We start from the raw sequence: 24,843 nt of genomic DNA on the forward strand, positions 1-24,843 counted from the left end.
ACTCCTTCGCGTGATGTTTGACAGCGGGAGTGATGTGGGATGCGTCCCGCGCTCGGGAAGCCGAATGCCGAGGGACGGGGAAGGTTTCCGGCGCCGACCTGGGCTGCCGCCGCTGCATGCCGTCCAAGCGGCCGGCAGAGGAGGCTACGGGGCTGCCATGGCGGCGCTGGCCCAGTGCGGAGGGCGTGTTAGGCTCCGGGTCGAGCGGGTGGAAGTTCTGCCTTGCCGGCCGACGAAACAGGAGGAACGATCATGACGACGAACCGTCGCGAGATGCTGGGCGCCGCGCTGCCTCTCGGAGCGGTCGGGCTGGTGGCGGCATCGGGTGCGGCCCGGGCGCAGGTGGCGAGCGCGCCGCGGACCCTCTTCGAGGTGCCGCAGGTGACCGTTCCGGTGGCCGGGAGCGAGGCGCGCTTCCCGGTGCGCCGCATCTACTGCATCGGCCGCAACTACGCCGCCCATGCGCGGGAGATGGGTTCCGACCCAAACCGCGAGCCGCCCTTCTTCTTTCAGAAGCCAACCGACGCGATCCAGTTCGTGGCGCCGGGGACGGTGGGTGACCACCCCTATCCTTCGCTCACGAAGAACTACCACTACGAGGTAGAATTGGTGGCCGCGCTGAAGTCGGGCGGGCGGAACATCCCGATCAATGCGGCGCTGGACCATGTCTATGGCTACGCACTCGGCCTCGACATGACACGGCGAGACCTGCAGCGGGCGCTCGGTGACGAGAAGAAGCCCTGGGAGATCGGCAAGAGCTTCGACCGCTCGGCCCCGATCGGGCCGATCCACCCGGTGGAGACGACAGGGCACTTCAAGGAGGGGCCGATCTCGCTGGCCGTGAACGGCACGGTGAAGCAGAACTCCGACCTGAAGAACATGATCTGGAGCGTCGCCGAGCAGATCTCGAAGCTTTCGGAGGCTTTCGAGTTGAAGGCGGGCGACATCATCTATTCCGGGACGCCGGAGAATGTGGGGCCGGTGGTCGCGGGGGATACGATTCTCTGCAAGATTCAGGGCCTGCCCGATCTTTCCGTGCGGATCATCCCGCCGCTCGCGTGAGCGTCGCGCGTGGCCGTCGGGCGGAGCCTGGCGGCCGCGCCCCGTCCTTTCGCCTGTAAGAGGTAGGAGGGCTCGGGGCGAGTGGGCGGCAGCAGGCTGACCGGCGGACCACATGATTTCCTCCGGCCGGCGATAGTGCGACATGTCGTGTCGTGGTAATCCGTTGCGGGAGCCGTGACATTCGCGCGATGCCATGGCGACCAATCTTGTTGCCGGACGAACCCCCGGGCTAGGGGAGGTCCATGACCCTCCGTGTCCTCTTCGCCACCGATTATCTCCACGTGCCACAGGGCAACGGTGGAGGTGAACGGAACACGCATGAGCTGTGCCTCGCCTTTCAGGCTGCAGGCGACGTGCCGGCGGTCTCCTGCGACCTGCGGATGGACGGCTCTCTTTTAGCCTGGTCGAGCCGGCTGCGGCGGAAACTGGCACCCGGGCGCGAGTACAGCCGGGATCGAAGCCTTGGTTATCCGGTCTTCCGCGGCTGGGACCAGTCACGCATCGGGGAGGTGGTGGGGCGCTTCAGGCCCGATGTGATCGTGGTGCAGTCGACGCATCCGGAACCGCTGATACGCGCGCTCACCCCCACCGGCGTTCCGATGGTCGCGTACTTCCACGAGGTGGAGGAGGTCGAGCACCTGCGCTTCCTGCGAGGTTCTAGCATCCCGGTGCTCGCAAACTCGGCCTTCACCGCGAAGCGGCTGGCAGAGGCCTGTGGCCTCCAATCGGAGGTGATCCTGCCGCTGATCATCCCGGGCAATTACCGAACAGCGATGCGGCCGGAGCGCGTGGTCTACGTCAACACGACGGAGCGCAAGGGCGTGGAAGTGGCCTTCTCCGTAGCAGCCGAGCGGCCCGACATTCCTTTTACCTTCGTGCTGAGCTGGACGCACCGGCCCGAGGCCCTGGCGCGGCTGCGGGAGAGGGCGGCAGCCGCCGGGAACATCACGCTGCATCCGCCGACGCAGGACATGCGCCCCATCTACGCGGGGGCGAAGATTCTTCTCGCGCCATCGCAATGGGAGGAAGCCTGGGGGCGCGTCGCGACGGAGGCGCATGTGAATGGCATTCCGGTGCTGGGCAGCAACCGCGGGGGGTTGCCCGAGGCGATCGGGCCTGGTGGCGTGGTGCTTCCCGCCGACGCGCCGGCGGAGGACTGGGCGGCGGCCCTCTCGCGCCTCTGGGACGACCGGGTGGCCTATGCAGCCGCGGCGGATGCGGCTCGGGCCTATTCGCGGAGGCCGGAGATTCAGCCGGAAACGATCGCTGCGAAGCTGCGGGGCATCCTGGTCGCTGCCATGCCCTCCGCCTCGCGCCAGGCGGCCTGATGCGAGTCAGCGCTGTCTGCCCCGTGTTCAACACGCGGCCGGAGGAACTTCGGGCGGCCGTGGAATCGGCGCTGCGGCAGGAGGGCGCCGAGGTTCATGAGGTGATCCTCGCGGACGATGCCTCCACGGCACCCGGAACCCTCGCCGTGCTGGATGCCCTGGCGCGGGAGGACGGGCGGGTGATTGTGTTGCGGGCGGCGGTGAATGCGGGCCCGGCGGCGGCGCGCAACCTCGCGCTCGATCGCGCGACGGGTGACTGGATCGGCTTCCTCGATGCCGACGACCTCTGGCCCGCCGACAAACTCGCCCGCGCCGCCGCCCTGCAGGCTGAGCGGCCGGTCACGCGCTGGGTCATCGGCGACTTTGCTAATTTCAGGGGAGACCATCAGGATCCCGTGAAGCCCGCCGTGCCCTGCTTCGAGGCGGGCGAGGCCGCTGGGCCGCCGAGTTCCAGCCCTGCGCTGACGCGATGCATCATCCTCGACGGCCTGCATCTCGGCACCTGTCTCATTGAGCGATCCTTGATAGGGGAGCGCCGCTTCGACCCGGCCGTGCAGTTTGGCGAGGACCTGCTGTTCCTGGCCAAGCTCTCCCTTCTCGCCGGGGCCGACCGGGCGCCGGGCCTGTCCTATCTCTGTCGGCGCGAGCATGAGAGCATGATGTACTCGCCCGCGCGGCTGACCGACCGCTTCGCCACCGGTCCGCGCGCGGGGTACCGAGACCGGGAATTGCGACCCTTCCGGCGCGAGTATCGCTGGGCGCTCTACGATATCTACAAGGATTTGGCGGTGAACAACCTGCTCAACGGGCGGCGGGGTAGTGCGCTTGGCTTCGCGTTGCGGGCGCTCCTTCTCGACCCGCGCGAGCTGGGCGACCTCGGGCGCTTCCTCGCCCTGCTGCCGCGGGGACGCCACGACGACGCGCTGGCGAAAGGGGCGCGGCGGTACAGCAAGCGGGAGCAGGTGGTGCTTACCAGCCCTTAGCGGCGCGTGTGGCGCCGCAGATGAGGGCGGCCTCCTGGCCGGTCCTCCTGCGCTGCGCGCCGCCGTGCTCGACGCAGGTTCCCCTTGCCGGGTGAGGCTGCCACCTCATTCTTTGCAACGGCCCTCGATCCAGGAGGCGTAGGCAAAGAGCGTCGGGTCCTGATCCACGAAACCGAGGATCTGCAGGCCGAGAGGCAGCTCCTCTGCCTGGAGGACGGGCAGGGTGACCACGGGCACGCCGAGCATCGAGCCAGGCACCACGAATATAGGGTTCCCGGTGGAGCCCAACCCGACCGGCGCGACGCCGGGAGCCGTGACGCTCACCACCGCGTCGCAGCGAGCGGCCAGGGCGGCGTAGTCGGCGCGTGCGGCGGAGCGGCGGGCGAGGAGGGTGGCGTAGTCGTCGCGCGTCATCTTGCGGCCGAGTTCCGCGCGCTCGTGCACCGAGGCGCTGAGCCCTTCCGGATCGCGGTCGAGGAAGGCGCCGATGGGCCAGCGCCACTCCCAGGCATTGATCCCGAGCGTGATGTCCCGGGCTTCGGCCGTCGCAGCCTCCACCGCGGCGAGTTCTGGGCAGGTCTCGGGTTCCAGGATGTCGATATTGGCCGCGCGCAGGCGGTCGAGGGCTGCCTCCAGGGCCTGACGCGCGGAGGGTTCCAGGATGGACCAGCCGGCGGTGCGCAGCAGGGCAAGGCGCGATGGGCGCTGCGCATCGGGTGGCGAGAGCGGACCGCCCAGGCCGGCATAGCCGGGATCGCCGCCCACGCGCTCTGCCATGGCGCGGGCGAGCACCCAGGCATCCTCCAGGCTGGCGGCGATGGTTCCCGTGCAGCTCTGGCTGAGCATGTCGAGGCTGCCGCCGCGGTTTAGGCCACCGACCGTGGGCTTGAAGCCGTAGGTGCCGCAGAAGCCGGCCGGGCGGATGATGGAGCCGACCACCTGGGTGCCGAGCGCCCCCGCCACGATCCCCGCGGCCACCGCGGCGGCGGAGCCACTGCTGCTGCCGCCCGGGGTGCGGCTCAGGTCCCAGGGATTGCGCGTGCCACTAGGCTCGCTGCCGGCGAATTCCGTGGTGACGGTCTTGCCGAGGATCACGGCGCCTGAGGCACGCAGGGCCCAGGCGCCGGCGCCGCTGAAGCGGGGCTGGTAGCCGTCGTAGAGTGGGGAGCCCATCCCCGTGACCATGTCGTCCGTCTCAAGGATGTCCTTCACGCCGACGGGCATGCCGTCGATCCTGGAGAGCGGGCGGTTGTCGCGCCAGCGGATTGTCGCGGCGTCTGCCTGGCGGCGCGCGCCCTCCACGTCGACGACAGTGAAGGCGCCGATGCGAGGTTCCCAGCGCTCCAGCTCCTCCAGGCACTCCTCGAGGAAGGCGCGCGGAGTGTCGGCGCTGGCGGAGAAGCCTTTGCTGCGCGACAGGAAGGGACGCCGCCGCGGTGTCGCCGAGGGGATGCTGTCCATGCTTGCACTCCTTGAGGAAGGCAGACCGGTTCGATGCCTCCGCGATCGCGATGCACCGGGACCTCCCGCCCGTGAGGATAAGGCAAGGAGGACGGGGAGCAACCGCCGTTCCCTTGGCTTGGCGCAGCAGGCGGGCGTCGCGGCAGAACGAGCGTTTGTGGTAAAACGGACGGCGCGCATTGCAACCCAGCGGCCGAGCCACGGCGCAGACTTGTTGGGCCTCAGCGAGGACTGACTCGTGAGCCTGATCAGGCCGTCCATCTGCGGCAAGAGCTCGATCTTCAACGCGGTGGCGAACCCGCTGACCCGGAGCTACGGCGTCGTGGCGGTCGACAAGCAGGATGTGACGGGCACCATCGGCCGTGCCGGCTCCATGCCGCAGCAGCACCTGGTGCTGCCCTGGCGCACGGTGCACGACAACATCATCCTTGGGCTGGAGATCTGCGGTGCCTCCGTCGGTGAGGCCCGCGTCTATGGGCTGCCTTAGCTGAACCGCTAGGGGCTGGGCGGCTTCGAAAACACCCATCCTGCCCTTCTTTCGGGCGGTATGCGGCAGTGCCGCACTTCCGCGCACCTTGCTCTACGAGAGCAACGATCATCGTGGTTGTTGGCACAACGGTTGCACGGATTGCAGCGCCGCCACGGCGCGAAATAGCTCGCTGAGCCCTGGTGCCGGAGGATCCGACCTTGCGCCGTTCCATCATCGCTGTTGCTGCCGGCGCCCTGCTGCTGGCCACCGCCGCCGTCGCCCAGACGGCCTTCGAAAAGCGCACGATCGACAACGGGAACTGGAATAGCGGCCGCTTCGCCGACGCGGTTACAGTGCGTACCCCGGCACGCTTCATCTACCTGTCGGGACAGGGATCCGAAGACGAGAAGACGGGCGCCATCCTCTTTCCTGGAGATGTTGCAGCACAGTGCCGATACGCCTGGGAAAAGGTAGGCCGAATGCTCGCGCAACAGGGCGCCTCGGTCTCCGACATTGTGAAGGCCACGACTTACGTGACCGATGCACGCTTCCAGCAAACGATCGGCGAGTGCCGTCGCAACGCGATGAATGGTGCTCCGGCCACCCCGCACACCTTTCTGGTCGTGCAGGCACTGGCGTGGCCGGGCATGCTGATGGAAGTGGACGTGGTGGCGGCCGTTGCCCCATAGGCGGGCGGGAGATGGCACAGTTTCGGCTCGCTATCGGTGATGTGCCCGCGATGCTGTGACGGGCCGGGCCGATCAGCCGGCGGCGAATCTGCCGGAGGGCCGTGAATTGGCGAGGGCCGTATCTAGCACGAGCACCACTTTCCCGATCTGCTCGTTCGCATCGAGAAGGGCGTGGGCCTCCGCCGCGCGCTCAAGGGGCAGCGCGGCGAAGATGCGGGTGGTGATCTGGCCGTTCTCGAGCAGCGGCCAGACCTGCTCCCGCAACTCCCGTCCCAGCCGGCCCTTGTAGGCCGGTGGCCGCGGCCGGAGAGTCGAGCCTGTCAGTGTCAGGCGGCGGCGTACGACCGCGCGCAGGTCCACCACCGCCTCGGTGCCCCGATGGCTGGCGATGAGGACGAGGCGGCCGTCCGGCGCCAGCAACTCCATCTGCGGTCTGGTATAGTCGCCCGCCTGGGCGTCGAGGATGACGTCCACTCCCGCTTCCGGCGACGCGTCCCGTACAAGGGCTGGCCAGTGCGGGTCGCGGTAGTCGATTGCGGCGTCGGCGCCGGTCTCAAGGCAGACGCGGCGCTTCTCCGGCGTTCCGGCCGTCGCGATCACCCTTGCGCCGCGGAGCCGCTTCGCGATCTGGATGGCCGCCAGGCCGACGCCGCTGGTTCCGCCCTGCACAAGGAGCGTTTCGCCGTCACCGAGGCGGCCGAGCCAGATGATGTTGTTCCAGGCCGTGAAGAACACCTCGGGCAGGGAGGCCGCCTCGACGAAGCTGAGGCCGCGCGGGACGGGCAGGCATTGTGCTGCCGGCACCGCGCAGTATTCCGCGTGCGCCGCGCCGGTGACGATGGCGCAGACGGCGTCGCCGATGCGTGGCCAGGCCACGTCGGGTGCCGCACTTTCCACGATGCCGGACAGATCCAGCCCTGGGATGTCGGAGGCACCTGGTGGCGGCGGGTAGAGACCACGGCGCTGTTGCACGTCAGGGCGGTTGAGCCCGGCCGCGGCCACGCACACAAGCACTTCGCCAGGGCCAGGTACGGGGAGCGGGCGCTCGGCCAGGGCGAGCACCTCGGTTCCGCCGGCGCCGCGGTATTCAATGACCTTCACGGGAGTGATCCTAGTCGAGACGGATGCTCGCCTCCTCGACTATAGGGCGCCAGCGAGCGACTTCCTCCCGGATGGTGCGCGCGAACTCCTCGGGCGTACCACCGCGCACAGGGGCGCCGAGGCTGGCGAGAAGCGTGCTTCCCTCCTGGCTGCGGACATAGGTGTTGATGGAGGCGTTCAGGCGGTCAATGACCGGGCGCGGCATGCGGGCAGGCCCAACCAACCCGAACCAGGCCTTAGGTGTGTAGCCCGGCAGTCCCTGCTCCGTTGTCGTCCGCAGCTGTGGGGCGCTGGCCAGGCGCTCGGGGGAGGTGACGGCAATGCCGCGAAGCGCGCCACTGTCGAACTGCGCGAGGTAGGTGGGCACGAAATCAAAGGCGAGGTCCAGCGTGCCGGCCAGCAGGTCGTTGGTCAGCGGACCGGTGCCGCGATAGGGCACGTGGTTCAACCGGATGCCCTGCTGGAACATAAGCTGCACCGCGGCCATGTGACCCATTGTGCCGTTGCCCGGCGTGCCGAAGTTCAGCGCGTCGGGGTTGGCCTTCGCATAGGCGATGAGCTCGGGCAGCGTGGAGAAGGGCTGCTTCGGCGTCGCCGCGATCACGAGCGGCGTGTCGGCGATGAGGCCGATGGGCGACAGGTCCTTCTCCGGATCGTAAGGTATCTGCTTGTAGAGAAGCTTGTTCGTAGCGCCCGGGCCGCTGGTGGTCATCATCAGTGTGTAGCCGTCCGGGGCGGCATTCACGAGGCTTTGGGCGCCGATGTTCCCCGCCGCGCCAGCGCGGTTGTCCACCACGAAGGCCTGCCCGAACTCGCCTGTCAGGTGCTTGGAAAGGGCGCGTGCCACGACATCCGCGGAGCCGCCGGCTGAGAAAGGCACGATTACCGTGACGGCACGCGCGGGCCACGCGGGCTGCGCGGCCGCGCGGTGCATCGGCGCGGCGAGTGCCGCACCAGAAAGCGCGAGGAGCGCACGGCGCCTCGTGAGCATGGTCATTGATCCTGTTTCCCTGACGCCTCTTCGCCTTTGTCTTTCAGGCAACCTTGGCCTTGGCAGCGCTCTCGTTCGCGCCGATGCCGGCAAGCTGGGCGGCATTGGTTGAGACCATGCGGCGGACCTCCTCCGGCCCATATCCGAGAGAAAGGAGGAGACGAATGATCCCGCGGAAGCCCTCGACGGGCATGGGCACGTTCGTCTGCCCCATATCCGAGCCGAAGAAGGTGCGGCCCACGCCCGCTGCGTCGATCATAGCCTTGAGGAAGTCGCCCTCGTAGCACTTCAGGCGGTTGGGGATGAACATGCAAATCGAGTGCTCGAGCCACACGCCCATGGAGGCGAGTTCCTTTATGTCGGAGAGGCTGGCGCCGACGGTGTAGCTCGGGTGGTTGCAGAGCAGGCGCGTCACGCCGCGCCGCTTCGCCTCCTCGAATAGCGGCCAGCACTCGCTGATGTGCAGGTGGCCGCAGGAGAGGACGGCGTCGTGCTCCGCGATAAGGTCGAGCACCTGCTTCACGTTGTCCAGCAGGTCGCCGCGCTCGTCGACGGCGGAGAGCGCCACCTGCTTCAGCATCTTGCCCTTGGTCGGCAGGAGCGACTTGCGATGCCCCTCGCGGATGTGGTTGGCCGCCGAGACGGTGGGCATCCACACCACCTTCGCCCCGGTCTTCAGCGCGGGCTCCACCGCGAAGGGATTGATGCCGCCGACGGAGTTGTTCAGCACGATGCTGCCGATCGGCTCGGCGACGGTTGCCTTGCCCGCCTCCTTCAGCACATCCACGAAGGGGCCGGTGGGGTAGTAATGGTCCTTGAAGAGCACGGCGCGCATGCCCGCCGCGGCTGCCTGGGCAAGCGCCTCCTCGTGGTTCAGGGCGCGCGCCATCACGGAGGGGCCGCTGTGGCAGTGCAGGTCGATGGCGCCCTGCATCAGCGCGTCCACCTCGGCGGCGCCGATCGCGTCGGGGGCGATGTTCTGTACGGTCATGGCCTGGGTTCCTCTTTCCTGCCTCAGGCCGTGGCGGCCTGGGGCACGCCGAGCGCGCGGAGGTCGGAGAGGGCGCGCGCGGCAGCCTGCTTCATGAATCCCTGGTCGGAGGAGTAGACGAAGGCCGTGGCGCCGATTCCGGCGAGCCACTCCGCCTCCTTCATCCCGCTGACGAAGACGGCGACGGGCTTGCCCGCGCGGTGTGCCGCCTCCGCAATGCGATCCACCGCATCGCGGATTGCCGGCGCGTCGTTCGTGGGCGCGCCCATCGAGGCCGTCAGGTCGCCGCGCCCGATGAAGAGCGCGTCGATCCCCTCCGTGGCCGCGATGGCGTCGATCTCGTCCAGCGCCTCCGCGTCCTCGATCTGCGCGATAACGGTGGTTGTTGTATCGGCCCGGTCGATCGCCTCCCACATCTTTCCGCCGCCATAGCCGTGCGCGCGCACGGAGCCGGACCACCCGCGCCGGCCTCCGCGGTAGCGGCAGGCGGCCGCCGCCTGGCGGGCCATCGCAGCGCTGGCGACGTGCGGAACCAGCACGCCCGTTGCCCCGCAATCGAGCACAGAGAGGAGGTGGTAGGGCGCGGCGCTCGGCACGCGGACCAGCCCGGCCATGCCGGTGGCGCGGGCGGCGAAGAGGGCCGCGTCGGTGGCCTGCCGGTCGAAGGGCGAGTGCTCCTCGTCCACGACGACAAAGTCGAGCCCGACACCCCCGAGGATTTCGGCCGCGTGGAGGGTGGGGGTCTTTAGGAAGGTGCCGACGAGGCGCTCGCCCCGCAGAAGCCTTTCGCGGAAGCCGGTGCTTTGGCTGCCGACCGATGAGGGTGGGGTCATGGCGGGTTCCTGGACGATCAGGGCATGGCCTTGATGCCGTCCTGCTGTTCTGGTAAGCGGGACAAACGGCCGTTGAACAGAACGTATGATCGCCCGTCCTTGCGTGTCAAGGTAGGGTCGGAGGAGGGCCAATGCCCAGGATCGCAGGACCGACACGAGGGGAGGGGCTGCAGGCCGTGTCCATGGCCCTCGACATTCTCGAGTTCCTGGCGCGGCAGCCGGGCGGGGTTGGGGTAACGGACCTCTCCCGCGCGATGCAGACCTCCAAGAGCCGCGTGCACCGGCACCTGCGCACGCTGCTGGAGCAGGGCTATGTCACGCAACCCGCGGGATCGGAGAAGTACCTCATCGGCAGCCGCTTGGTGACGCTCGGAAGGATCGTGGCCGAGGCCTTCGATCTCGCGGCCATTGCCCGGGATGCAATGCGCGACCTCCGGGACGCGCTCGGGCAATCCGTCGTGGTGAGCCGTGCCGCGGCCGAGGGCGCACAGGTACTCGCGACGCTGCCGAGCCGGGAGGCGATCGAAATCGTGGTGAAACCCGGCTCTCAGCTCGCGTCCCACTGCACCGCGCAGGGAAAGATCACGCTGGCCTATGCCGAGCCGGAACAGCGGGAAAGGGTGCTCCTCTCGCGGTTCGAGATCCGGACCGCCCACACCATCGCGAGCCCGGCCGCGCTGCGGGCGGAACTGGAGCGGGTGCGGCGGCGCGGATGGGCCGTGTCGCCAGGCGAGAGCGTGCTCGGCGTGAACGCCCTTGCCGCGCCGATCTTTGACGGATCGGGGGCTCTGGCCGGAACGATTGCGATCGTTGGGTCCATCCAGTTCATCGAGGCTGAGCCTTCACCCGGCCAGATTCGTGCCGTGGTCGAGGCGGCCCGACGCGTCTCATCGCTGCTCGGCCTGCAGGCGTCCCCGGCTGCTGCGGATTGACATCCCCGACGGTACGGAACAATCCTCGGTCTGATGTTCGGAATGGTGTTCCGTTCATCGGGACAAACTTCGGGGAGGCCTCAGCATGTATGACCGTTCGGACCCGCGCGCCGATTTGGCGCCCAGTCAAACCACGCGCCCGGCTCCCTCTCGTTTCGTCCCCGCGGAGTACGGCCTCTTCTACGAGGTGCCGCCGCAGGAAAGCGGCGCCGATGCGCGCAGCTGGTACACGCGCGGCCAGAATTTCCTGACGGTCTATACCGAGGCGGAAGCAGGAGCCGTCCTGTCCCGGGCGGCCCAGCCGGACGAATACGTGCTGCTCCTCCCGGACGCGGGCACTTCCGTGCAGGTGGAGGCGGGCGGTGAGCAGCAGACCGTTGCTGGCCACTCCATAGCCTTCATCCCGCCGGGGGAGAGCCGGATCACGCTTCAATCCTCAGGGCGGGTGGTGCGGCTGTTCACGACCCGCTCCGCGGATCTTGTCGCGCTCTGCCCCAACGCGGGGTCCTATGCGGAGGCGCGCCCCAACATCCCGCCCCTGGAGAACTGGCCAACGCCGCCGGACGGCTTCCGCATCCGTGCCTACAGCCTTGACGTGCCAAAGCAGGCCGGCCGCTTCGGGCGGATCTGGCGCTGCACGACCTTCATGGTGAACGTCCTTGAGCCGGCGCCTGGGCCGCGTGACATCTCGAAGCTGTCACCGCATCACCACGACGACTTCGAGCAGGGATCGCTGGTGCTGAATGGCTCCTATACGCACCATATCCGCTGGCCCTGGACGACGGACATGAACGCCTGGCGGGAGGACGAGCACCGCCTCTGCAAGGCGCCATCCCTGACAGTGATCCCGCCTCCGGCCATCCACACCTCGCGGGCCGAGGAAGCGGGGCAGATGATCGATATTTTCTGCCCGCCACGCCACGACTTCTCGGCCAAGCCCGGCTGGGTGCTGAACGAGGTGGATTATCCGGCCCCCACTGCGATCTGAAGGCGCATTAGCCGGCGGCGGGGCACGCGGGTTCTCCGCGTCTCCTGCGCCGGTGGATCGTCGGTGACGGTGAGGCCCCAGCCAGGGCTGGGATAGAAAGGAGAGACAGGTGGACGGGTTGCGAGCGGGCGGGCAGGGGGAGTACCGGCTTGAGGGGCGCGTGGCCGTCGTCACAGGTGGCAGCAGCGGGATCGGGGCGGCTGCGGTGCGGCGCCTCGCGGCAGCCGGTGCGACGGTCGTCCTCGGCTTCAACGCCGGAGCGGAACGCGCCGAGGCACTGCGCGCCGAGCTTCCCGGCGAAGGTCACCTTGCCCTGCGCATTCCCATGGAAGACAGCGGCGCGATCGGCGCTGCCGCGGCCGAGGTAGAGCGCCGACTTGGGCGGGCGGATATCCTTGTGAACTCCGCCGGCGTCACCCGCGCCGTGCTGCACGCCGATCTCGACGCGCTCGATGATGCCACTTTCGACCGTATCCTGATCACCAATGTGCGCGGGCCCTTCGCCACGATCCGCGCCTTCGCGCCTCTCCTTCGGCGTGGGGGAGACGGGGTGGTCGTCAACATCTCCTCGCTGTCCGGCAGTACGGGGCTCGGCAGCAGCATTGCCTACTGCGCCTCCAAGGCGGCGCTGGACACGATGGGACTTTCGCTCGCGCGAGTGCTGGGGCCGGAGATCCGAGTCATCGGCGTCTCGCCCGCGGCGGTTGCGACCGATTTCGTGCCCGGCCGGACGCGCGAAGGGGTGGAGAAGCAGGCCGCGACCACGCCGTTGAAAACGGTTGCCGAACCGGACGACGTGGCCTTGGCCGTTATGGCTGCGGTAACCCATCTGCGCCTGACCACGGGCAGCAGCATCGTGGTGGACAGCGGGCGGCATCTCTGAGCCCCCCAATAGCGCGGCGCTGAGTCGCCGTCCGCTGTGCTCGCAAGTCTCGTAGAAGGTGACGCATGATGGACGATGATCATGCGTCACAGGCCCTCTCAGAAAGCCTTCAGTACCTGATGCGTGTGCTCCACGGCGGGCGGCGAGGCGAAGCAGTCGCCCACTAGGCGGCGCCACTCCTGAAAATCCACCGAGCCGCGGAAATCCACGGTATGGTTCTCGACTGTCTCCCAGGTGACAATCAGGCGGTAGCGCGAGGGGAACTCGACGGACCGCTGCAGCTCCATGCCGCGGCACCCCTTGGCCCGCTGGAAGAGTGGCGCGGCCTTCGCCACCCCCTCTTGGAACGTGGCCTCGCTTCCGGGCTTCACTTCGATCTGGGCGATCTCAAGGAACATGCTGCCGTTCAATCCTTCTGCTCTGTATGAGGCGGGCAGGTCTCGCCCGTCCATTGAGGATATGGATGGCGGCCGCCTGTGCGTAGGTCCAGAGGCCAGTCGTTCCTTCCGCTCCGAAGTGACCGCGGCTGTCTGTCGCGGGGAAAGCAGCCACGGATCAGCGTGGCGCCGGCCTCTGCGGCCCCGCCGCAGCGGAATTAGACCCCCTTCGCAGCGCGGGCCTGGATCGGCGCTGCCTGTTGGCCGGAATCGGCGTGGCCGCGGCCGTGATGGCGTTCCAAACCGAACCTAGACGAGATTCCAGGACAGTCAGCATGAGATAGCAGACGGCAGCGGCGCAGCAGAATTCGAGCACCTCGAACTTCTCCTACATCAGCACCCGGCTGCGGCGCATGACCTCCGCTACTCGAGAAAGGCGAAGCCCATGGTGCGGGCATGGTAGTGAAGCCCTCCATCCTGCACGATGAGGAAGCGCGCCTGCACGGCCCCACGATTGTGGTGAGAATGCGGGTCTCCCGGCGGGGTGACGAGGGTGGTGCCGGGCTGCCATGGCACGCGGCGGCCCGCGATTGCGGAATGGCACACTTCGCCCTGCAACACGAGAGTGATGGCGGCGGAGTTGTGCCGGTGAGCTCGTTGCGTGCCATGGGGCGGTAGGGTGTTAAGCGACAGAGTTAGCAGGGGCGTGATGTTCCGAGCCTCCTCCAGACCCTCTGACGAGAAGATGACGGCCATGCCCGAGGTCGCGTCGTTCTGCGTCGTGGTGCCGAGGATGGCGAGCTGCCGCTCGATCTCGGCGGCAGGATAATGGACCGGTGCGAGAAGGCTAGGAGCTGGCCGCGCGCCTTCTAGGGCCGGGAGGGGCTCGTCCGTCACGATCCAGAGGAGCGTGTCCTCGGTGGCCTTGAGGCGAGTGGGGGAACCACCGGGAAGGAGGAAGATGTCGCCGGCGCTCCAGGCGACATCCGCCGTATCACCGCAGCCGCGCAGCGCGTGGATGATGAGACCCGTGGCGGACAATTCAATTGTCAGCGCCTCCCCGGCGCGGATGCGGGCGTAGCGGGCCAGCATGAGTGGCGTGGTGGCAGGGAAGGGGCAGCCCAGCGCCGCTGACTGGTCGCAGGCGTAAAAGCCGGTCGAAGCCTCGGGGGCGCCCGCTGCGGCCAGCACCTCCGGGAAGCCGGAGGGCGGGACGGGCGGCAGCTTAATGTTGAAGGCGTTGCCGAAGTTGAAGAAGCGTGCCCGGGCGGCGGCGGCGCTCCGCGGCGCCTCCGGCCGCTGTACGGGAAGGTCGGCCATGTCGGTCATGATGCGGGCTCCAGGACAAGGCCGGCCGCGACCTCCGCCAGCACGGCGGCGCCGGCGGCGACATGGGCGGGCTCCGCCCATTCATGCTCCGCGTGGCTTACGCCGTCACGGCAGGGGATGAAGATCATAGCCGTGCGGCAGAGCGGCGCCATGTGCCGGGCGTCGTGTCCGGCGGCCGAAAGAATAGGCATGGCGGCTTCACCCAGCCCTTCGGCGGCGCGTGCGATGCGGGCGCGGAGATCGGCATCAAACCCGTTAGAGGGAGCATCGACGAGGCGCTTCACCTTGATCGTGCAGGGCGGCGCGTGCGAGGCGGCCAGCCCCTCCAGTCGCTCGCCGGCAGCGTGCAGCACGGCGTTGTCGGGGTGTCTCAGGTCGATCCGGAACGTCAGGCGCGCGGGCACGACGGAGGGGGCGTTGGGCTCCAGCCGCACCATGCCGATGGTGAACTTGATGATGGGATCGATGGTGCCGACCTCGCGGAACATGGCGTCAGCTATTCGGGCGAAGGCAGCCAGCGCGTCCTGGCGATCGGCCATGTCGAGAGTGCCGGCATGGCCCTCTTCGCCACGCACCACCATCTCCCAGGTCTTCTTGCCCTGTATGCCCGTAACGATACCGATAGGGGCGCCATGCTGTTCGAGAAGCGGACCCTGCTCGATATGAGGCTCAAGGTACCAGGCGATTGGGAAGCCGAGGCGGCGGCAGGGCAGTTCCGGGAAGGCAGCGTGCAGGGTGGAGAGCGCCTCGGCCACGCTGGTGCCATTCGCGTCCCGGGCGGCGAGGATTTCGGCGAGCGGGCGGACGGCGGCGAAGGCTTCTGAACCCATCATGCCCGGTGCGAAGCGGCTGCCCTCCTCGTTCATCCAGGCAACGACCGTGACATCCCGCGCGGGCGTGATGCCGAGGGACTGCGCGGCCTCAAGGGCGGCAAGAACGCCGAAGGCGCCGTCGAACTTCCCGCCCGTTGGCTGGGTATCGATATGACTGCCCATCAGCAAGGGCGGCAGGGCACGGTCGCGGCCGGGAAGGGTGAGGAACAGGTTGCCCGCGGGATCGGTGGAGGGTTCCATGCCCGCCTCCGCAGCCCAGCCGATGAGCAGGCGCCAGGCCTCGATCTCGCCGGGGGAGAGGGCCTGGCGGTTCACGCCGCCACCGGGGAGGGCGCCGATCTCGGCCAGCGCCATGAGGCGACCCCAGAGCCGATCCGCCTTCGTGCGGGGGGTCACGTCGTCTTCATCACCTCGCCCGGAAGCGCGCGGGGGTCGCGCAGCTTCCAGGCGCCGTGCTCCACCTGTGCGAAGAACTCGGCTAGCAGGGCGTTGAAGGCGGCGGGTTCTTCGAGGTTCAGCGTGTGGCCAGTCTTGGGGATGATCGACAGGCCGCAGGCGGGGAGGGTCCGCTTGAGGTAGAGGCCCGGCTGGAGGCAATGGTCGTCCTCATCACCGACGATGACGAGGCTCGGGACGGTCATCCTCTTCAGCTCTTCCTCAAGGTCCCAGAAGGAGGGACGGCGCGCCTGGACACCGCGCATGGTCATGGCGGCGCCGAGGCTGTCATGCGTGGCAAGGCGCTCCACAAATTCCTGCCAGCCCAACGGGTCCTTGTTCTGGAACTGCACGCGGGATGCGCCGGAGCCATAGATGGGCGCGAAGGCCGCTGAGCCGAGTTGCTCGAACTTGTCCGCCACTTCGCGGGAAACGCCGCGGAAATACTCCTCGAAATCCTTCTCGCAGCCGTAGCCCGCACCGGCGATGGTCAGCGAGAGGGCGCGCTCGGGTGTGCGAAGGCCGAAGTGAACGGCGCAGAAGCCGCCCATGGAGAGGCCGACGACATGGGCCCTATCGATCCCGAGGGCGTCGAGCACGGCCACCGCGTCGTCGGCGGCGATGGCCTGGCCATAGCGTTCCAGATCCTTCGGCACGTCGGAGGGCGGGTAGCCACGGGCGGCATAGGTGATGCAGCGATAGCGCCGGGAAAAGAAGCGGAGCTGCGGCTCCCAGCTCTCGTGGTTGCCGCCGAACTCGTGGATGAAGAGGATGGGCGTGCCATCGCCCACCTCCTCCACGTGCAGAGCGATGCCGTCCCTTGTCGTGATGCGCGGCATAATGGCCCCCTCAGAATTGCGGCGCGACGTCGTTGAGCATGCGCGCCTCCGCCACGACGGCGGGAAAGGCGTCTCGTAGGCGCTCGGCCCATTTGGTCGGGACCGAGGTGCTGACCTTGATGAAGCGGTCGCCGAAGCGCTCCGTGTGGTAGGTGCCCTGGCGGATCATGATGCCGCGCCGGCGGGCGGCCTCCACCAGCGCCTCCGGGCGCAGGCCGGCGGCGCCGGTCTCGAGCACGAGAAAGTTGCCGTGGCTGGGCCAAACGGGGCAGGTGAGGCCAGCGGCGGCCGCCGCATCCCGGATCATGGCCTTGTTGGCGCCGTCGATCCGGCGGACCTCGGCCATCCATTCCCGCTTCACTGAGAGGCCGGCGAGGGCGGCGCGCTGGGCGATGACGCTGGCGCCGAGAACGCTGGTCGCCTGGGCCGCGAACTCGCCGAAGAGGGCGCGGGGCGTGACGAGCGCGCCGATGCGCATCCCGGCTAGGCCAAGCCACTTCGAGAAGGAGAGGGAGACTACCGCGTGCTCCGGTGCCTCAAGCAGGGCGGGATGGTGGCCCTCCGCGAAGTCGCGATAGGTGCAGTCATGCACCAGCAAGGCGCCGCAACCCCGAGCGATGCGGGCGAAGGCGGCGATCTCATCGGCGGTGTAGCGGATACCCAGCGGATTGTTCGGATCGACGAGGTAGATGACGGTGGTGCGGTCGTCCACAGCGGCCGCCAATGCCTCGGGCGTCAGCTTGTAGTTCACGGCTGGATCGTAGATCGGGATTTCCACCACCTCCGCCCCAGCCTGGCGGGCGAACATCAGCGGCCATTTCCAGCTCGGGTCGGTGGTGACGAAGCGAGTGCCGGGCTTGCACCGCGCGCGGCAGACAAGGGCAAGGGCGTTCACGCCGCCCTCCGTCACCAGCGCCTCCGCCCCCTCAACGCCGAGATCGGCGAGGATAGCGGTGCGCAGGGCCTCGAATCCTAGCGGCGGGGCATAGGCGTTGAACTCACCGCGCTCAACCGCGTCGATCATCGCGGCACGCACGGCGGGATGGGCGGGAATGTGGTTCGTGTTCTGGCCCATCCAGGCCAGGTCGGGGGTGGCGGTCAGCTCGTCGAAATAGCGGTTGCGAAGCAGCGTCCGCTCCGCGGCATCGGGCTGCATGTCAGATCACCGAGCCGCGGGCCGCGATGCCGCCGTCGATCGTGACGACGGTGCCAGTGATATAGCCCGCGCGCGGGGAGGCCATGAAGGCGACGAGATCGGCGCATTCGCGCGCGGTGGCCGGGCGCTTGCCGGGATACTTGTCGAAAAGCTCCTCCCAACGCGCAGCATCGCCCAGCATGTCCACGGCTTTGGTGCGCATAATCTTCAGCATGCGGTCAGTGGCGACGGGGCCGGGATTGATGCCGATGATGCGAATGCCATCGTCCAAGCTGCGGCCGCCGATCGCCTTGGAGAAGGACATGAGGGCGGCGTTTCCGGTGGAACCGGCAAAATAGGCGGCGTCCCAGTTTTCCCCGGAGTTGCCGATGACGTTGATCACCACGCCGCCCCTCTTCGCTTTCATGCGAGGGTAATAGATGCGCGTAAGGGTGATGTAGCCGAAGACCTTCAGGTCGAAGCCTTTGCGGATCGCTTCATCCGTCACGGAGGCGAGGGTGCCAGAGGGGATATCGCCGGCATTGTTCACGAGGATGTCGATTTCGCCGACGGCCTCTGCCAGCGCTTCCATGGCCGGTGTGCTGCCGAGGTCGGCGGCGTGGACGATGACCTCCACCCCATAATCGGCCCGGAGGCGTGCCGCAGCCTCTTCCATGGCGGCGCCATTCCGGGCGGCGAGGTGAAGATGGCAACCCTCTTCCGCAAGAACCTCAGCGCAGGCGAGGCCGATGCCTTTAGAGGCGCCGGTGATAAGGGCAGTCTTGCCGGTCAGGTCGAGCTTCAAGTTCTGGATCCCGAATTAAGTATGCAACTAGGAGCAATTTGCATACCAGAGCGTCACTCGAAGGCAGCGATGAAGTCCAGGAGGTTGTCGCCGAGCAGGTTGAGATGCGCGCGCATCGCGGCGTGGGCGCGCTCCGGGTTGCGGGTGGTGATGGCCTCCATGATCTCCGCGTGCTCCCGTATCGTGTCCCGTATGCGGTCGGGCATGCGGGTGACGCGGCGGCGATAGGTGGCCACGCGGTTGCGAAGCTTACGTGTTTCTTCGGCCAGAAAGACGTTGCAGGCGGCCTCGTAGATCGCTTCGTGGAACTCCTGGTTCACGTCGTAGAAGCCGTCAGGCCCGGCCTCGGCGGCGGCCTCGAGGCGGAGATGGATGGCGGCAAGCCGTTCCAGCTGGCGGGCCGAAGCCCGCCGGGCGGCGAGGCGGGCGCACAGGCCCTCCAGCTCCCCCATTACCTGGAACATCTCCACCAGTGTATGGACGCCGATCCGACGGACCAGCGCGCCCTGCCTGCCGCGCAGCTCGACCAGCCGGTCGGAGGCAAGCAGGCGGAAGGCCTCCCGGACCGGGGTGCGCGAGATGCCGAAGCGTTGGGCGATGTCCTGCTCATCCAACCGGCTGCCCGGATCGAGGCGCCCCTCGGCGATCTCCGCCTCTAGCCGGCGGCGCAGGGCGCTGGCCAGGGTCTCGCCCTCGGCGGCCAGAAGTGGTCGCTGCTCTGTTCCTGAGGCATTTGCTTGCAGATGTGCCTCGGTTTCGCTCATTTGTGTGCAAACTCCCCGAGTTTGTATTCTAAGGGCAGGTCCCGTGCTGTACTTCTCCGGGGTGCCGTATTCCTTATCTGCCAGGAATCGGTGCTCCTGGCACGAGGGTTGCTGAGCCTCGACGATCCTGGCCGCCTTACAAGGAACCGGAACGCTTGGCTGACACCCCCAATGAGACCGCTCCGCTGCTGGAGCTGCGCGGGATCGACAAGACCTTCGGGGCGGTCCAGGCAGTGCGCGGGCTGTCGATGAGCGTGCCCGCCGGCGAGTTCGTCACCGTCGTCGGGCCGAGCGGCTGCGGTAAGAGCACCCTCTTCAACATGGTGGCCGGCCTGGACGAGCCCGACCAGGACGGCGTGCTGCGCTTCAAAGGACGTAGTTGCCACGCGCACGAGTTGCTGGGCCGGGTCTCCTTCATGCCACAGCGCGACCTGCTGCTGCCCTGGCGGAATGTGATCGACAACGCAATCATCGCCAACGAGATCGAGGGTGCCGACCGCAAGACCGCGCGCGCGAGGGCGCTGCAGATGCTGCCCGAATTTGGCCTCGCCGGCTTCGAGGCGCAGTACCCCCACCAGCTCTCCGGCGGCATGCGCCAGCGCGTGGCGCTGATGCGCACCTTCATGTTCGAACGGGAACTGATGCTTCTTGATGAGCCCTTCGGTGCACTGGACGCGCTGACGCGGAGCATGATGCAGCGGTGGCTCCTCGACGTATGGGAGCGGCACCGCCGGACGGTCCTCTTCATCACTCATGACGTGGACGAGGCCATTTTCCTCGGTGACAGGGTGCTCGTCATGACGGCGCGGCCGGGTTCCGTGAAGTTGGCCAGGCCAGTTGATCTGCCTCGGCCACGATCGGCGGAACTGGTCACCTCGCCCGAGTTCATCGCGATCAAGCGGGAGATCCTGGCGGCTATTGAGGAGGAGAGCATGAAGTCCTTCATGGCCACCGGCATGAGGGCGGCGTGAGCATGGACGAAGCGGAGCGTGAGGCCCGCGTCTCCCTGGCCGCCTGCTACCGCTTGGTGGCGCGGCTGGGACTGGACGACATGATCTACAACCACACCTCCCTGCGCGTGCCTGGGCAGGAGGATCAGTTCCTCATCAACCCCTACGGCTTTCTCTTCGAGGAGATCACCGCCTCGGACCTGGTGAAGATCGACACGCAGGGTCGCAAGATCGACAACTCGCCGCATGAGGTGAACGTCGCGGCTTTCGTCATTCACGCGGCGCTCCATCAGTCACGCGCCGATGCAGCTTGCGTCCTGCACACCCATTCGGATGCGAGCCTCGCCGTCTCCGGGCAGCAGGAGGGTCTGTTACCGCTCAGCCAGTTCGCTATGCGATTCTACGGCAGACAGTCCTTCCACGACTATGAGGGGGTGGCGATCGACCTTGATGAGCAGGAGCGCCTGGTGCGCGATCTTGGCGAGAACAAGGTAATGTTAATGCGCAACCACGGCATTCTCACGACCGGCCGCACGCCCGGCGAGGCCTTCATGCTGCTCTACTACTTCGACCGTGCCGCCCGTATTCAGCTCGATATGCAGGCCGCCGCGGCAGCCGGCGCGAAGCTGGTGAGACCGCCGCATGAGGTCTGCGAGAGGGCCGCGCGCCAGTTCTGGGATCAGCAGGGCGACATCCTCGTGCCTGGTCAGCGGGAATGGCCCGCACTGCTCCGCCAACTCGACCGTGCCGACCCATCCTACCGCGACTAAACCTAGCCACGGAGACCGTCCCTATGCAGAGGCGTACCCTTCTCGCCGCGGCTACTGCGGCGCCCGCCATCCTTCCCTTCCTTGCCCGTGCCCAGGGCACCCAGAAGGCAACCCTGCGGCTGAAATGGCTTGCGCAAACGCAGTTCGCCGGCTTCTACCTCGCGAAGGCACGCGGCTACTACGAGGCCGAGGGCATCGACCTGACCATCAACCCCGGCGGGCCTAACCTGCTGACGGAAAATCTGGTCGCCTCTGGCGCGGATACCTTCGGCCTCTCCGGCGGCACGGACAGTGTCTTCGCCGCGCGGGAGAAGAATCTCCCTGTCGTCTGCATCGGCGTCGCCCACCAGCAGACGCCCTTCGTCTTTGTCTCCCGCGCCGACGGGCCCATCCGCACGATCCAGGACTTCAAGGGTAAGACGATCACTACCTGGTTCACCGGCGCCAACTACGTGCTGCTGGGCATGCTCGCGAAGGCCGGTCTCAAGCCCGGTGACTTCACCATGCAGCCCCAGCAGGTGTCGGTTACACCCTTTGTGGACGGCCAGGTCGATGTGGTCACCGCCACTCGCTACAACGAGTTCTACACGCTGATGACCCGCATCGGACGCGACAAGCTGCGGACCTTCGTCGCTGAGGACCAGGGCATCACCTTCCCGCGCGACACGCTGATCGTGAGCGAGACGACCACACGGCAGAGGCCTGAGATGGTGCGGGGATTCCTGCGTGCATCCATTCGCGGCTGGCGGGATGCGTTGAAGGACCAGAAGGCAGGCGTGGATGCCGTCATGACTGCGGCACCATCGCTCAACCGCGACCACCAGGAATTCATGCTGGCGGAAGCCGGCAAGCTGATGACGGCCGGAGCCGCCGCGCAGCAGGGCCTCTTCTGGATCGACGAGACAGCGGTGCGCTCCGCCCACGACTTCCTGCGCCAGTACGAGGTGATCAAGGCCCCTGTCGACCTTGCGAAGGTCTATGACGGCAGCTTCCTCGCCGCAATCCCTGCTGCGGGCCGGATGGCTTGAGTGCGGCACTCGCACTGACGGCGCGACGCAGAGCGCCGGGTTGGCGCCGAGTGGCACCCGCACTTCTCTGGCTGGGCCGGCTGGTACTAGGCATCGTGATTGCCGCTGCGGTGTGGGAAGGGGCCGTGCTCGCCCTCGGCATCCGGCCTGAATACCTGCCGCGGCTGAGCGCCATCCTCTCAACCATCGTGGCGACCCCGGAAGCCTATGTCGCAGGCTTCCTGCGTACCCTTCTGGAAACCCTGATCGGCTTCGCGGCGGGAGTGGCAGTGGGCGTGCTAAACGGCATCCTCTTCCTGCGCGCGCCAGTGCTGCGGGATATGCTTTTCCCGATCTTCGTCGTCTTTCAGACCGTCCCGGTTATAGCGTTCGGCGCGCTCGTGGTCCTCTGGTTCGGCAACACCCTTCTGGCCAAGGCGGTGATCGCCTTCTACCTCACCTTCTTCCCAGTGACCGTGAACACGCTCCTTGGGCTCCGGTCGGTTGATCCTCGCCAAATCGCGCTGCTGCGCAGCTTCGGGGCCACGGGGCGGCAGTTGTTGCTGCGATTGATGCTCCCCGCCGCGCTGCCGCAGATCTTCGTCGCCCTTCGCCTCGGCGCGTCGCTCAGCTTGGTCGGGGCGATCGTGGGCGAGTAGTTCGGAGATACCACCGGACTCGGCGTCATCCTGCTGCAGGCCATGTACACCGAGCAGGTGACGGTGATGTGGGCCGCCATCCTCTGCGCAGCTTTGCTAGGCACGGGGTTCTACACGGCCATCTCGCTTGCTGAGCGCTGGCTGGTTTTCTGGGGCGCCGAGCAGTGAGCCGTGTCGCCCTCCGTGGCCTGCTTGGTGCGGTCCTTCTCGTCCTTCTATGGGAGGGAGCGGCCCGGGGCTTTGCGCTGCCCTCATACACCCTGCCAGCGGTCAGCGAGATCCTCGCAAGCATCTGGACGCAGCGCGCCAACCTGATCGCGGGCGGCGCGACCACGCTGCTCGAGGCGCTTGTTGGCTATGCCTTCGGCACAGCCATCGGCGTTGCGTTTGCTGTCGTCATCATCGTAGTGCCCTGGTCGCGGAGCGCGGTTCTGCCCGTGGTCATGGCGGTAAACTCGGTGCCTGTCGCGGCCTATTCACCGCTGGTGCTCCTCTGGTTCGGCATCGGTGTATCCTCCAAGATCGCTCTCGTGACGCTGGCGGTGGGCTTCACTGTCTTCCTCAGCGCGCTCGCGGGCTTCGACCGGGTGGACCGGCGGAGCGTTGACCTGCTGCGCAGCTTCGGTGCCGGTCAGGCTTCCGTGCTGTGGCGGCTTCGCTTGCCCGCAGCGCTGCCGCTGATCGCCGCTGGCATGCGCGTGGCGACCGTGCGCAGCCTGATCGTGGCGATCGTGACGGAGATGCTGGGTGCTCAGAGCGGCCTTGGCTGGATCATCTACCAAGCGGTGGTGGGGATCGATTTCGTCGGGGTTTGGTCTGCCATTTTCGTGGCTTCCGCCCTGAGCCTTGCCTTCTTTGGACTGATTGGCTGGATAGAAAATAAGGTGATCTTCTGGCGATGACCCGTGAGATGCATCTGGGCTTGTTCCTGCTGGGAACAGGCAGTCATGTCGCAGGCTGGCGTTACCCGGGAGCCGTCGATAGCTTTCAGGACATGGGGGCGTTGCGGAGGATCGCTGAGACCGCGGAGCGCGGTCGCTTTGACATGATCTTCATGGGCGACAACCTCTATGCCGATCCAGCCGCCCACCCGTCCTATACGCTGCGTCTTGAACCGTTGACCATGCTCTCGGCACTGGCGTCTGCGACGACGCATATTGGCCTCGGCGCGACGGTAGCGACCACCTACAGCGATCCCTTCACCGTGGCACGGGCCTTCGCTTCGCTGGATCATATCAGCGGTGGCCGCGCCGCCTGGAACGCTGTGACCGGTGCCAGCCCTGCTGCGGCACCGAACTTTGGCAAGCTTCACCCTAACCATGCCGAGCGTTACGACATCGCAAACGAATTCCTGCAGGTGGTGAAGGGGTTATGGGACTGCTGGGCGGATGATGCGATAGTTGCTGATCCCGCGTCGGGGCTTTACATCGACCCAGCCAAGGTTCGGCCGCTGAACCATGACGGACCGCACTTCCAGGTGAAGGGGCCGGTGAATATTGGCCGCTCGCCGCAGGGCCATCCGGTCGTGTTGCAGGCTGGAGGATCGGAGCCGGGCCATGCGCTGGCCGCCGCAACCGCCGACGTCGTCTTCTCTGTCGTCCAGGATATTGACGAGGCCAAGGCGCAGTACGCCTCCTTCAAGGCGCGCCTTCCAGCACTTGGCCGCAGGCCCGAGGACATGACGATCCTGCCAGGTGTAATGCCGGTCGTCGGGCGAACCAACAAGGAGGCCTTCGAGAAGCTGGCCATGCTGCAGAGCTATGTCGATGGCGGCAACGCGCGCCAGCTGCTCAGCGACCGGTTCGGCCTAGACATGAGCGGCTACGACCTGGACGGACCAGTCCCGGAGATAACGCTGCCGGATACCTACCACAGCTTCGCGACGGTCATGCTGAGCAAGGCGCGGCGCGAGGGGATGACGCTGCGTGACATCTACAACCTGACTGCGGCGGCGCGGGGGCATTGGGTGCTCTGCGGCTCGGCGGAGCATGTCGCCGATATGCTGGAGCGGTGGTTCACCGAGCGCGCGGCCGACGGGTTCAACGTGATGCCGCCCTACTTCCACGAAGGCTTTGGGGATTTTGTCGATCTCGTTGTGCCCATCCTGCAGGAGCGCGGCCTATTCAGGAGGAACTACGCAGGCACGACGTTGCGCAGCAACCTGGGCTTGCCGCGCCCCGAGCGCGTCTGAGCGGACCCGCTTCGGCGGCGCTGCGGGACTGCAAAGAC

At 67.3% G+C, this 24,843-nt stretch carries 27 protein-coding genes; 15 read left to right on the forward strand and 12 right to left on the reverse strand.

Features of this window, described 5'->3' with window-relative positions; all coding sequences use genetic code 11:
• Window positions 1-252 precede the first annotated feature (252 nt).
• From D9599_RS20785 to D9599_RS20795, 3 genes are all read left to right on the forward strand, one after another.
• On the forward strand, window positions 253-1,062 hold the full coding sequence (locus D9599_RS20785) for a fumarylacetoacetate hydrolase family protein (protein WP_232480730.1): 810 nt from the start codon (window positions 253-255) through the stop codon (window positions 1,060-1,062).
• Between the two features lie 242 nt (window positions 1,063-1,304).
• Window positions 1,305-2,390 (forward strand): glycosyltransferase, encoded by a 1,086-nt coding sequence (locus D9599_RS20790; protein ID WP_198383213.1) that lies wholly within the window; start codon window positions 1,305-1,307, stop codon window positions 2,388-2,390.
• Window positions 2,390-3,373: a glycosyltransferase family 2 protein gene (locus D9599_RS20795; RefSeq protein WP_198383214.1), complete on the forward strand. Its 984-nt coding sequence runs from the start codon at window positions 2,390-2,392 to the stop codon at window positions 3,371-3,373. Before D9599_RS20790 ends, D9599_RS20795 begins: the two co-directional genes overlap by 1 nt.
• Before the next feature lie 105 nt (window positions 3,374-3,478).
• On the opposite strand, the gene D9599_RS20800 is transcribed toward D9599_RS20795, so the two are convergent.
• Window positions 3,479-4,834: an amidase gene (locus D9599_RS20800; protein WP_198383215.1), complete on the reverse strand. Its 1,356-nt coding sequence runs from the start codon at window positions 4,832-4,834 to the stop codon at window positions 3,479-3,481.
• A 238-nt stretch (window positions 4,835-5,072) separates the two neighbouring features.
• Between D9599_RS20800 and D9599_RS20805 the strand changes: the two genes are divergently transcribed.
• Both D9599_RS20805 and D9599_RS20810 read left to right on the forward strand, forming a co-directional pair.
• Window positions 5,073-5,321 (forward strand): hypothetical protein, encoded by a 249-nt coding sequence (locus D9599_RS20805; protein ID WP_198383216.1) that lies wholly within the window; start codon window positions 5,073-5,075, stop codon window positions 5,319-5,321.
• A 200-nt stretch (window positions 5,322-5,521) separates the two neighbouring features.
• Window positions 5,522-5,992, forward strand: a complete 471-nt coding sequence (locus D9599_RS20810; protein ID WP_198383217.1) for a RidA family protein — start codon at window positions 5,522-5,524, stop codon at window positions 5,990-5,992.
• A gap of 72 nt (window positions 5,993-6,064) precedes the next feature.
• Here D9599_RS20810 and D9599_RS20815 read toward each other — a convergent pair whose 3' ends face one another.
• Genes D9599_RS20815 through D9599_RS20830 form a run of 4 tightly spaced genes read right to left on the reverse strand, consistent with a single transcriptional unit; the run spans window position 6,065 to window position 9,908 of the window.
• Window positions 6,065-7,093, reverse strand: a complete 1,029-nt coding sequence (locus D9599_RS20815) for an NAD(P)H-quinone oxidoreductase (RefSeq protein ID WP_309228674.1) — start codon at window positions 7,091-7,093, stop codon at window positions 6,065-6,067.
• Window positions 7,094-7,103: 10 nt separating this feature from the next.
• Window positions 7,104-8,084 carry a tripartite tricarboxylate transporter substrate binding protein gene (locus tag D9599_RS20820; RefSeq protein ID WP_198383218.1) on the reverse strand — a complete coding sequence of 327 codons (981 nt, stop codon included), beginning with the start codon at window positions 8,082-8,084 and terminating at the stop codon, window positions 7,104-7,106.
• Window positions 8,085-8,127: 43 nt separating this feature from the next.
• Window positions 8,128-9,075 carry a DUF6282 family protein gene (locus tag D9599_RS20825; RefSeq protein WP_198383219.1) on the reverse strand — a complete coding sequence of 316 codons (948 nt, stop codon included), beginning with the start codon at window positions 9,073-9,075 and terminating at the stop codon, window positions 8,128-8,130.
• Window positions 9,076-9,098: 23 nt separating this feature from the next.
• Complete coding sequence (locus tag D9599_RS20830) at window positions 9,099-9,908, reverse strand: HpcH/HpaI aldolase/citrate lyase family protein (RefSeq protein WP_198383220.1); 810 nt, start codon at window positions 9,906-9,908, stop codon at window positions 9,099-9,101.
• A 131-nt stretch (window positions 9,909-10,039) separates the two neighbouring features.
• Here D9599_RS20830 and D9599_RS20835 point away from each other — a divergent pair, with 131 nt between their 5' ends.
• The 3 genes from D9599_RS20835 to D9599_RS20845 all read left to right on the forward strand — a co-directional run bounded on the left by D9599_RS20835 (window position 10,040) and on the right by D9599_RS20845 (window position 12,711).
• Entirely contained in the window at window positions 10,040-10,840 is an 801-nt protein-coding gene (locus tag D9599_RS20835) for an IclR family transcriptional regulator (RefSeq protein WP_198383221.1), read from the forward strand.
• 85 nt (window positions 10,841-10,925) lie between these two features.
• Window positions 10,926-11,828: a hypothetical protein gene (locus D9599_RS20840; protein ID WP_198383222.1), complete on the forward strand. Its 903-nt coding sequence runs from the start codon at window positions 10,926-10,928 to the stop codon at window positions 11,826-11,828.
• A 109-nt stretch (window positions 11,829-11,937) separates the two neighbouring features.
• A complete protein-coding gene (locus D9599_RS20845) occupies window positions 11,938-12,711 on the forward strand; it encodes an SDR family NAD(P)-dependent oxidoreductase (protein ID WP_198383223.1) in 774 nt (257 codons plus the stop codon).
• 98 nt (window positions 12,712-12,809) lie between these two features.
• Here the strand turns inward: D9599_RS20845 and D9599_RS20850 are convergent, their stop codons facing one another.
• From D9599_RS20850 to D9599_RS20880, 7 genes are all read right to left on the reverse strand, one after another.
• Window positions 12,810-13,109: an antibiotic biosynthesis monooxygenase gene (locus tag D9599_RS20850; protein WP_198383224.1), complete on the reverse strand. Its 300-nt coding sequence runs from the start codon at window positions 13,107-13,109 to the stop codon at window positions 12,810-12,812.
• 402 nt (window positions 13,110-13,511) lie between these two features.
• Window positions 13,512-14,417: a cupin domain-containing protein gene (locus D9599_RS20855; protein WP_198383225.1), complete on the reverse strand. Its 906-nt coding sequence runs from the start codon at window positions 14,415-14,417 to the stop codon at window positions 13,512-13,514.
• Window positions 14,414-15,646 carry a Zn-dependent hydrolase gene (locus tag D9599_RS20860; protein ID WP_309228675.1) on the reverse strand — a complete coding sequence of 411 codons (1,233 nt, stop codon included), beginning with the start codon at window positions 15,644-15,646 and terminating at the stop codon, window positions 14,414-14,416. The genes D9599_RS20855 and D9599_RS20860 overlap by 4 nt, the downstream gene beginning before the upstream one ends.
• Complete coding sequence (locus D9599_RS20865; protein WP_198383226.1) at window positions 15,643-16,524, reverse strand: alpha/beta fold hydrolase; 882 nt, start codon at window positions 16,522-16,524, stop codon at window positions 15,643-15,645. The genes D9599_RS20860 and D9599_RS20865 overlap by 4 nt, the downstream gene beginning before the upstream one ends.
• Window positions 16,525-16,534: 10 nt before the next feature.
• Complete coding sequence (locus tag D9599_RS20870) at window positions 16,535-17,680, reverse strand: pyridoxal phosphate-dependent aminotransferase (protein ID WP_198383227.1); 1,146 nt, start codon at window positions 17,678-17,680, stop codon at window positions 16,535-16,537.
• Between the two features lies 1 nt (window position 17,681).
• On the reverse strand, window positions 17,682-18,464 hold the full coding sequence (locus D9599_RS20875; RefSeq protein WP_198383228.1) for an SDR family oxidoreductase: 783 nt from the start codon (window positions 18,462-18,464) through the stop codon (window positions 17,682-17,684).
• Window positions 18,465-18,517: 53 nt separating this feature from the next.
• Window positions 18,518-19,228: a GntR family transcriptional regulator gene (locus tag D9599_RS20880; protein ID WP_198383229.1), complete on the reverse strand. Its 711-nt coding sequence runs from the start codon at window positions 19,226-19,228 to the stop codon at window positions 18,518-18,520.
• Window positions 19,229-19,383: 155 nt separating this feature from the next.
• On the opposite strand from D9599_RS20880, the gene D9599_RS20885 reads away from it, so the two are divergent.
• Genes D9599_RS20885 through D9599_RS20910 form a run of 7 tightly spaced genes read left to right on the forward strand, consistent with a single transcriptional unit; the run spans window position 19,384 to window position 24,805 of the window.
• Complete coding sequence (locus tag D9599_RS20885; RefSeq protein ID WP_232480731.1) at window positions 19,384-20,199, forward strand: ABC transporter ATP-binding protein; 816 nt, start codon at window positions 19,384-19,386, stop codon at window positions 20,197-20,199.
• Window positions 20,200-20,201: 2 nt separating this feature from the next.
• Entirely contained in the window at window positions 20,202-20,948 is a 747-nt protein-coding gene (locus tag D9599_RS20890) for a class II aldolase/adducin family protein (RefSeq protein ID WP_198383264.1), read from the forward strand.
• 23 nt (window positions 20,949-20,971) lie between these two features.
• On the forward strand, window positions 20,972-21,976 hold the full coding sequence (locus D9599_RS20895) for an ABC transporter substrate-binding protein (RefSeq protein WP_198383230.1): 1,005 nt from the start codon (window positions 20,972-20,974) through the stop codon (window positions 21,974-21,976).
• Window positions 21,977-22,026: 50 nt separating this feature from the next.
• Window positions 22,027-22,614: an ABC transporter permease gene (locus D9599_RS31990; protein ID WP_198383231.1), complete on the forward strand. Its 588-nt coding sequence runs from the start codon at window positions 22,027-22,029 to the stop codon at window positions 22,612-22,614.
• 42 nt (window positions 22,615-22,656) lie between these two features.
• The gene (locus D9599_RS31995) at window positions 22,657-22,782 is read left to right on the forward strand and encodes a hypothetical protein (RefSeq protein WP_255531625.1); all 126 of its coding nucleotides are present in this window, start codon (window positions 22,657-22,659) and stop codon (window positions 22,780-22,782) included.
• A complete protein-coding gene (locus D9599_RS20905; protein WP_198383232.1) occupies window positions 22,779-23,516 on the forward strand; it encodes an ABC transporter permease in 738 nt (245 codons plus the stop codon). Before D9599_RS31995 ends, D9599_RS20905 begins: the two co-directional genes overlap by 4 nt.
• Window positions 23,513-24,805, forward strand: a complete 1,293-nt coding sequence (locus tag D9599_RS20910; RefSeq protein WP_198383233.1) for an LLM class flavin-dependent oxidoreductase — start codon at window positions 23,513-23,515, stop codon at window positions 24,803-24,805. The genes D9599_RS20905 and D9599_RS20910 overlap by 4 nt, the downstream gene beginning before the upstream one ends.
• Window positions 24,806-24,843 lie beyond the last annotated feature (38 nt).

This window comes from Roseomonas sp. KE2513 (genome assembly GCF_016107305.1).
Taxonomy (GTDB): Bacteria; Pseudomonadota; Alphaproteobacteria; order Acetobacterales; family Acetobacteraceae; genus Roseomonas.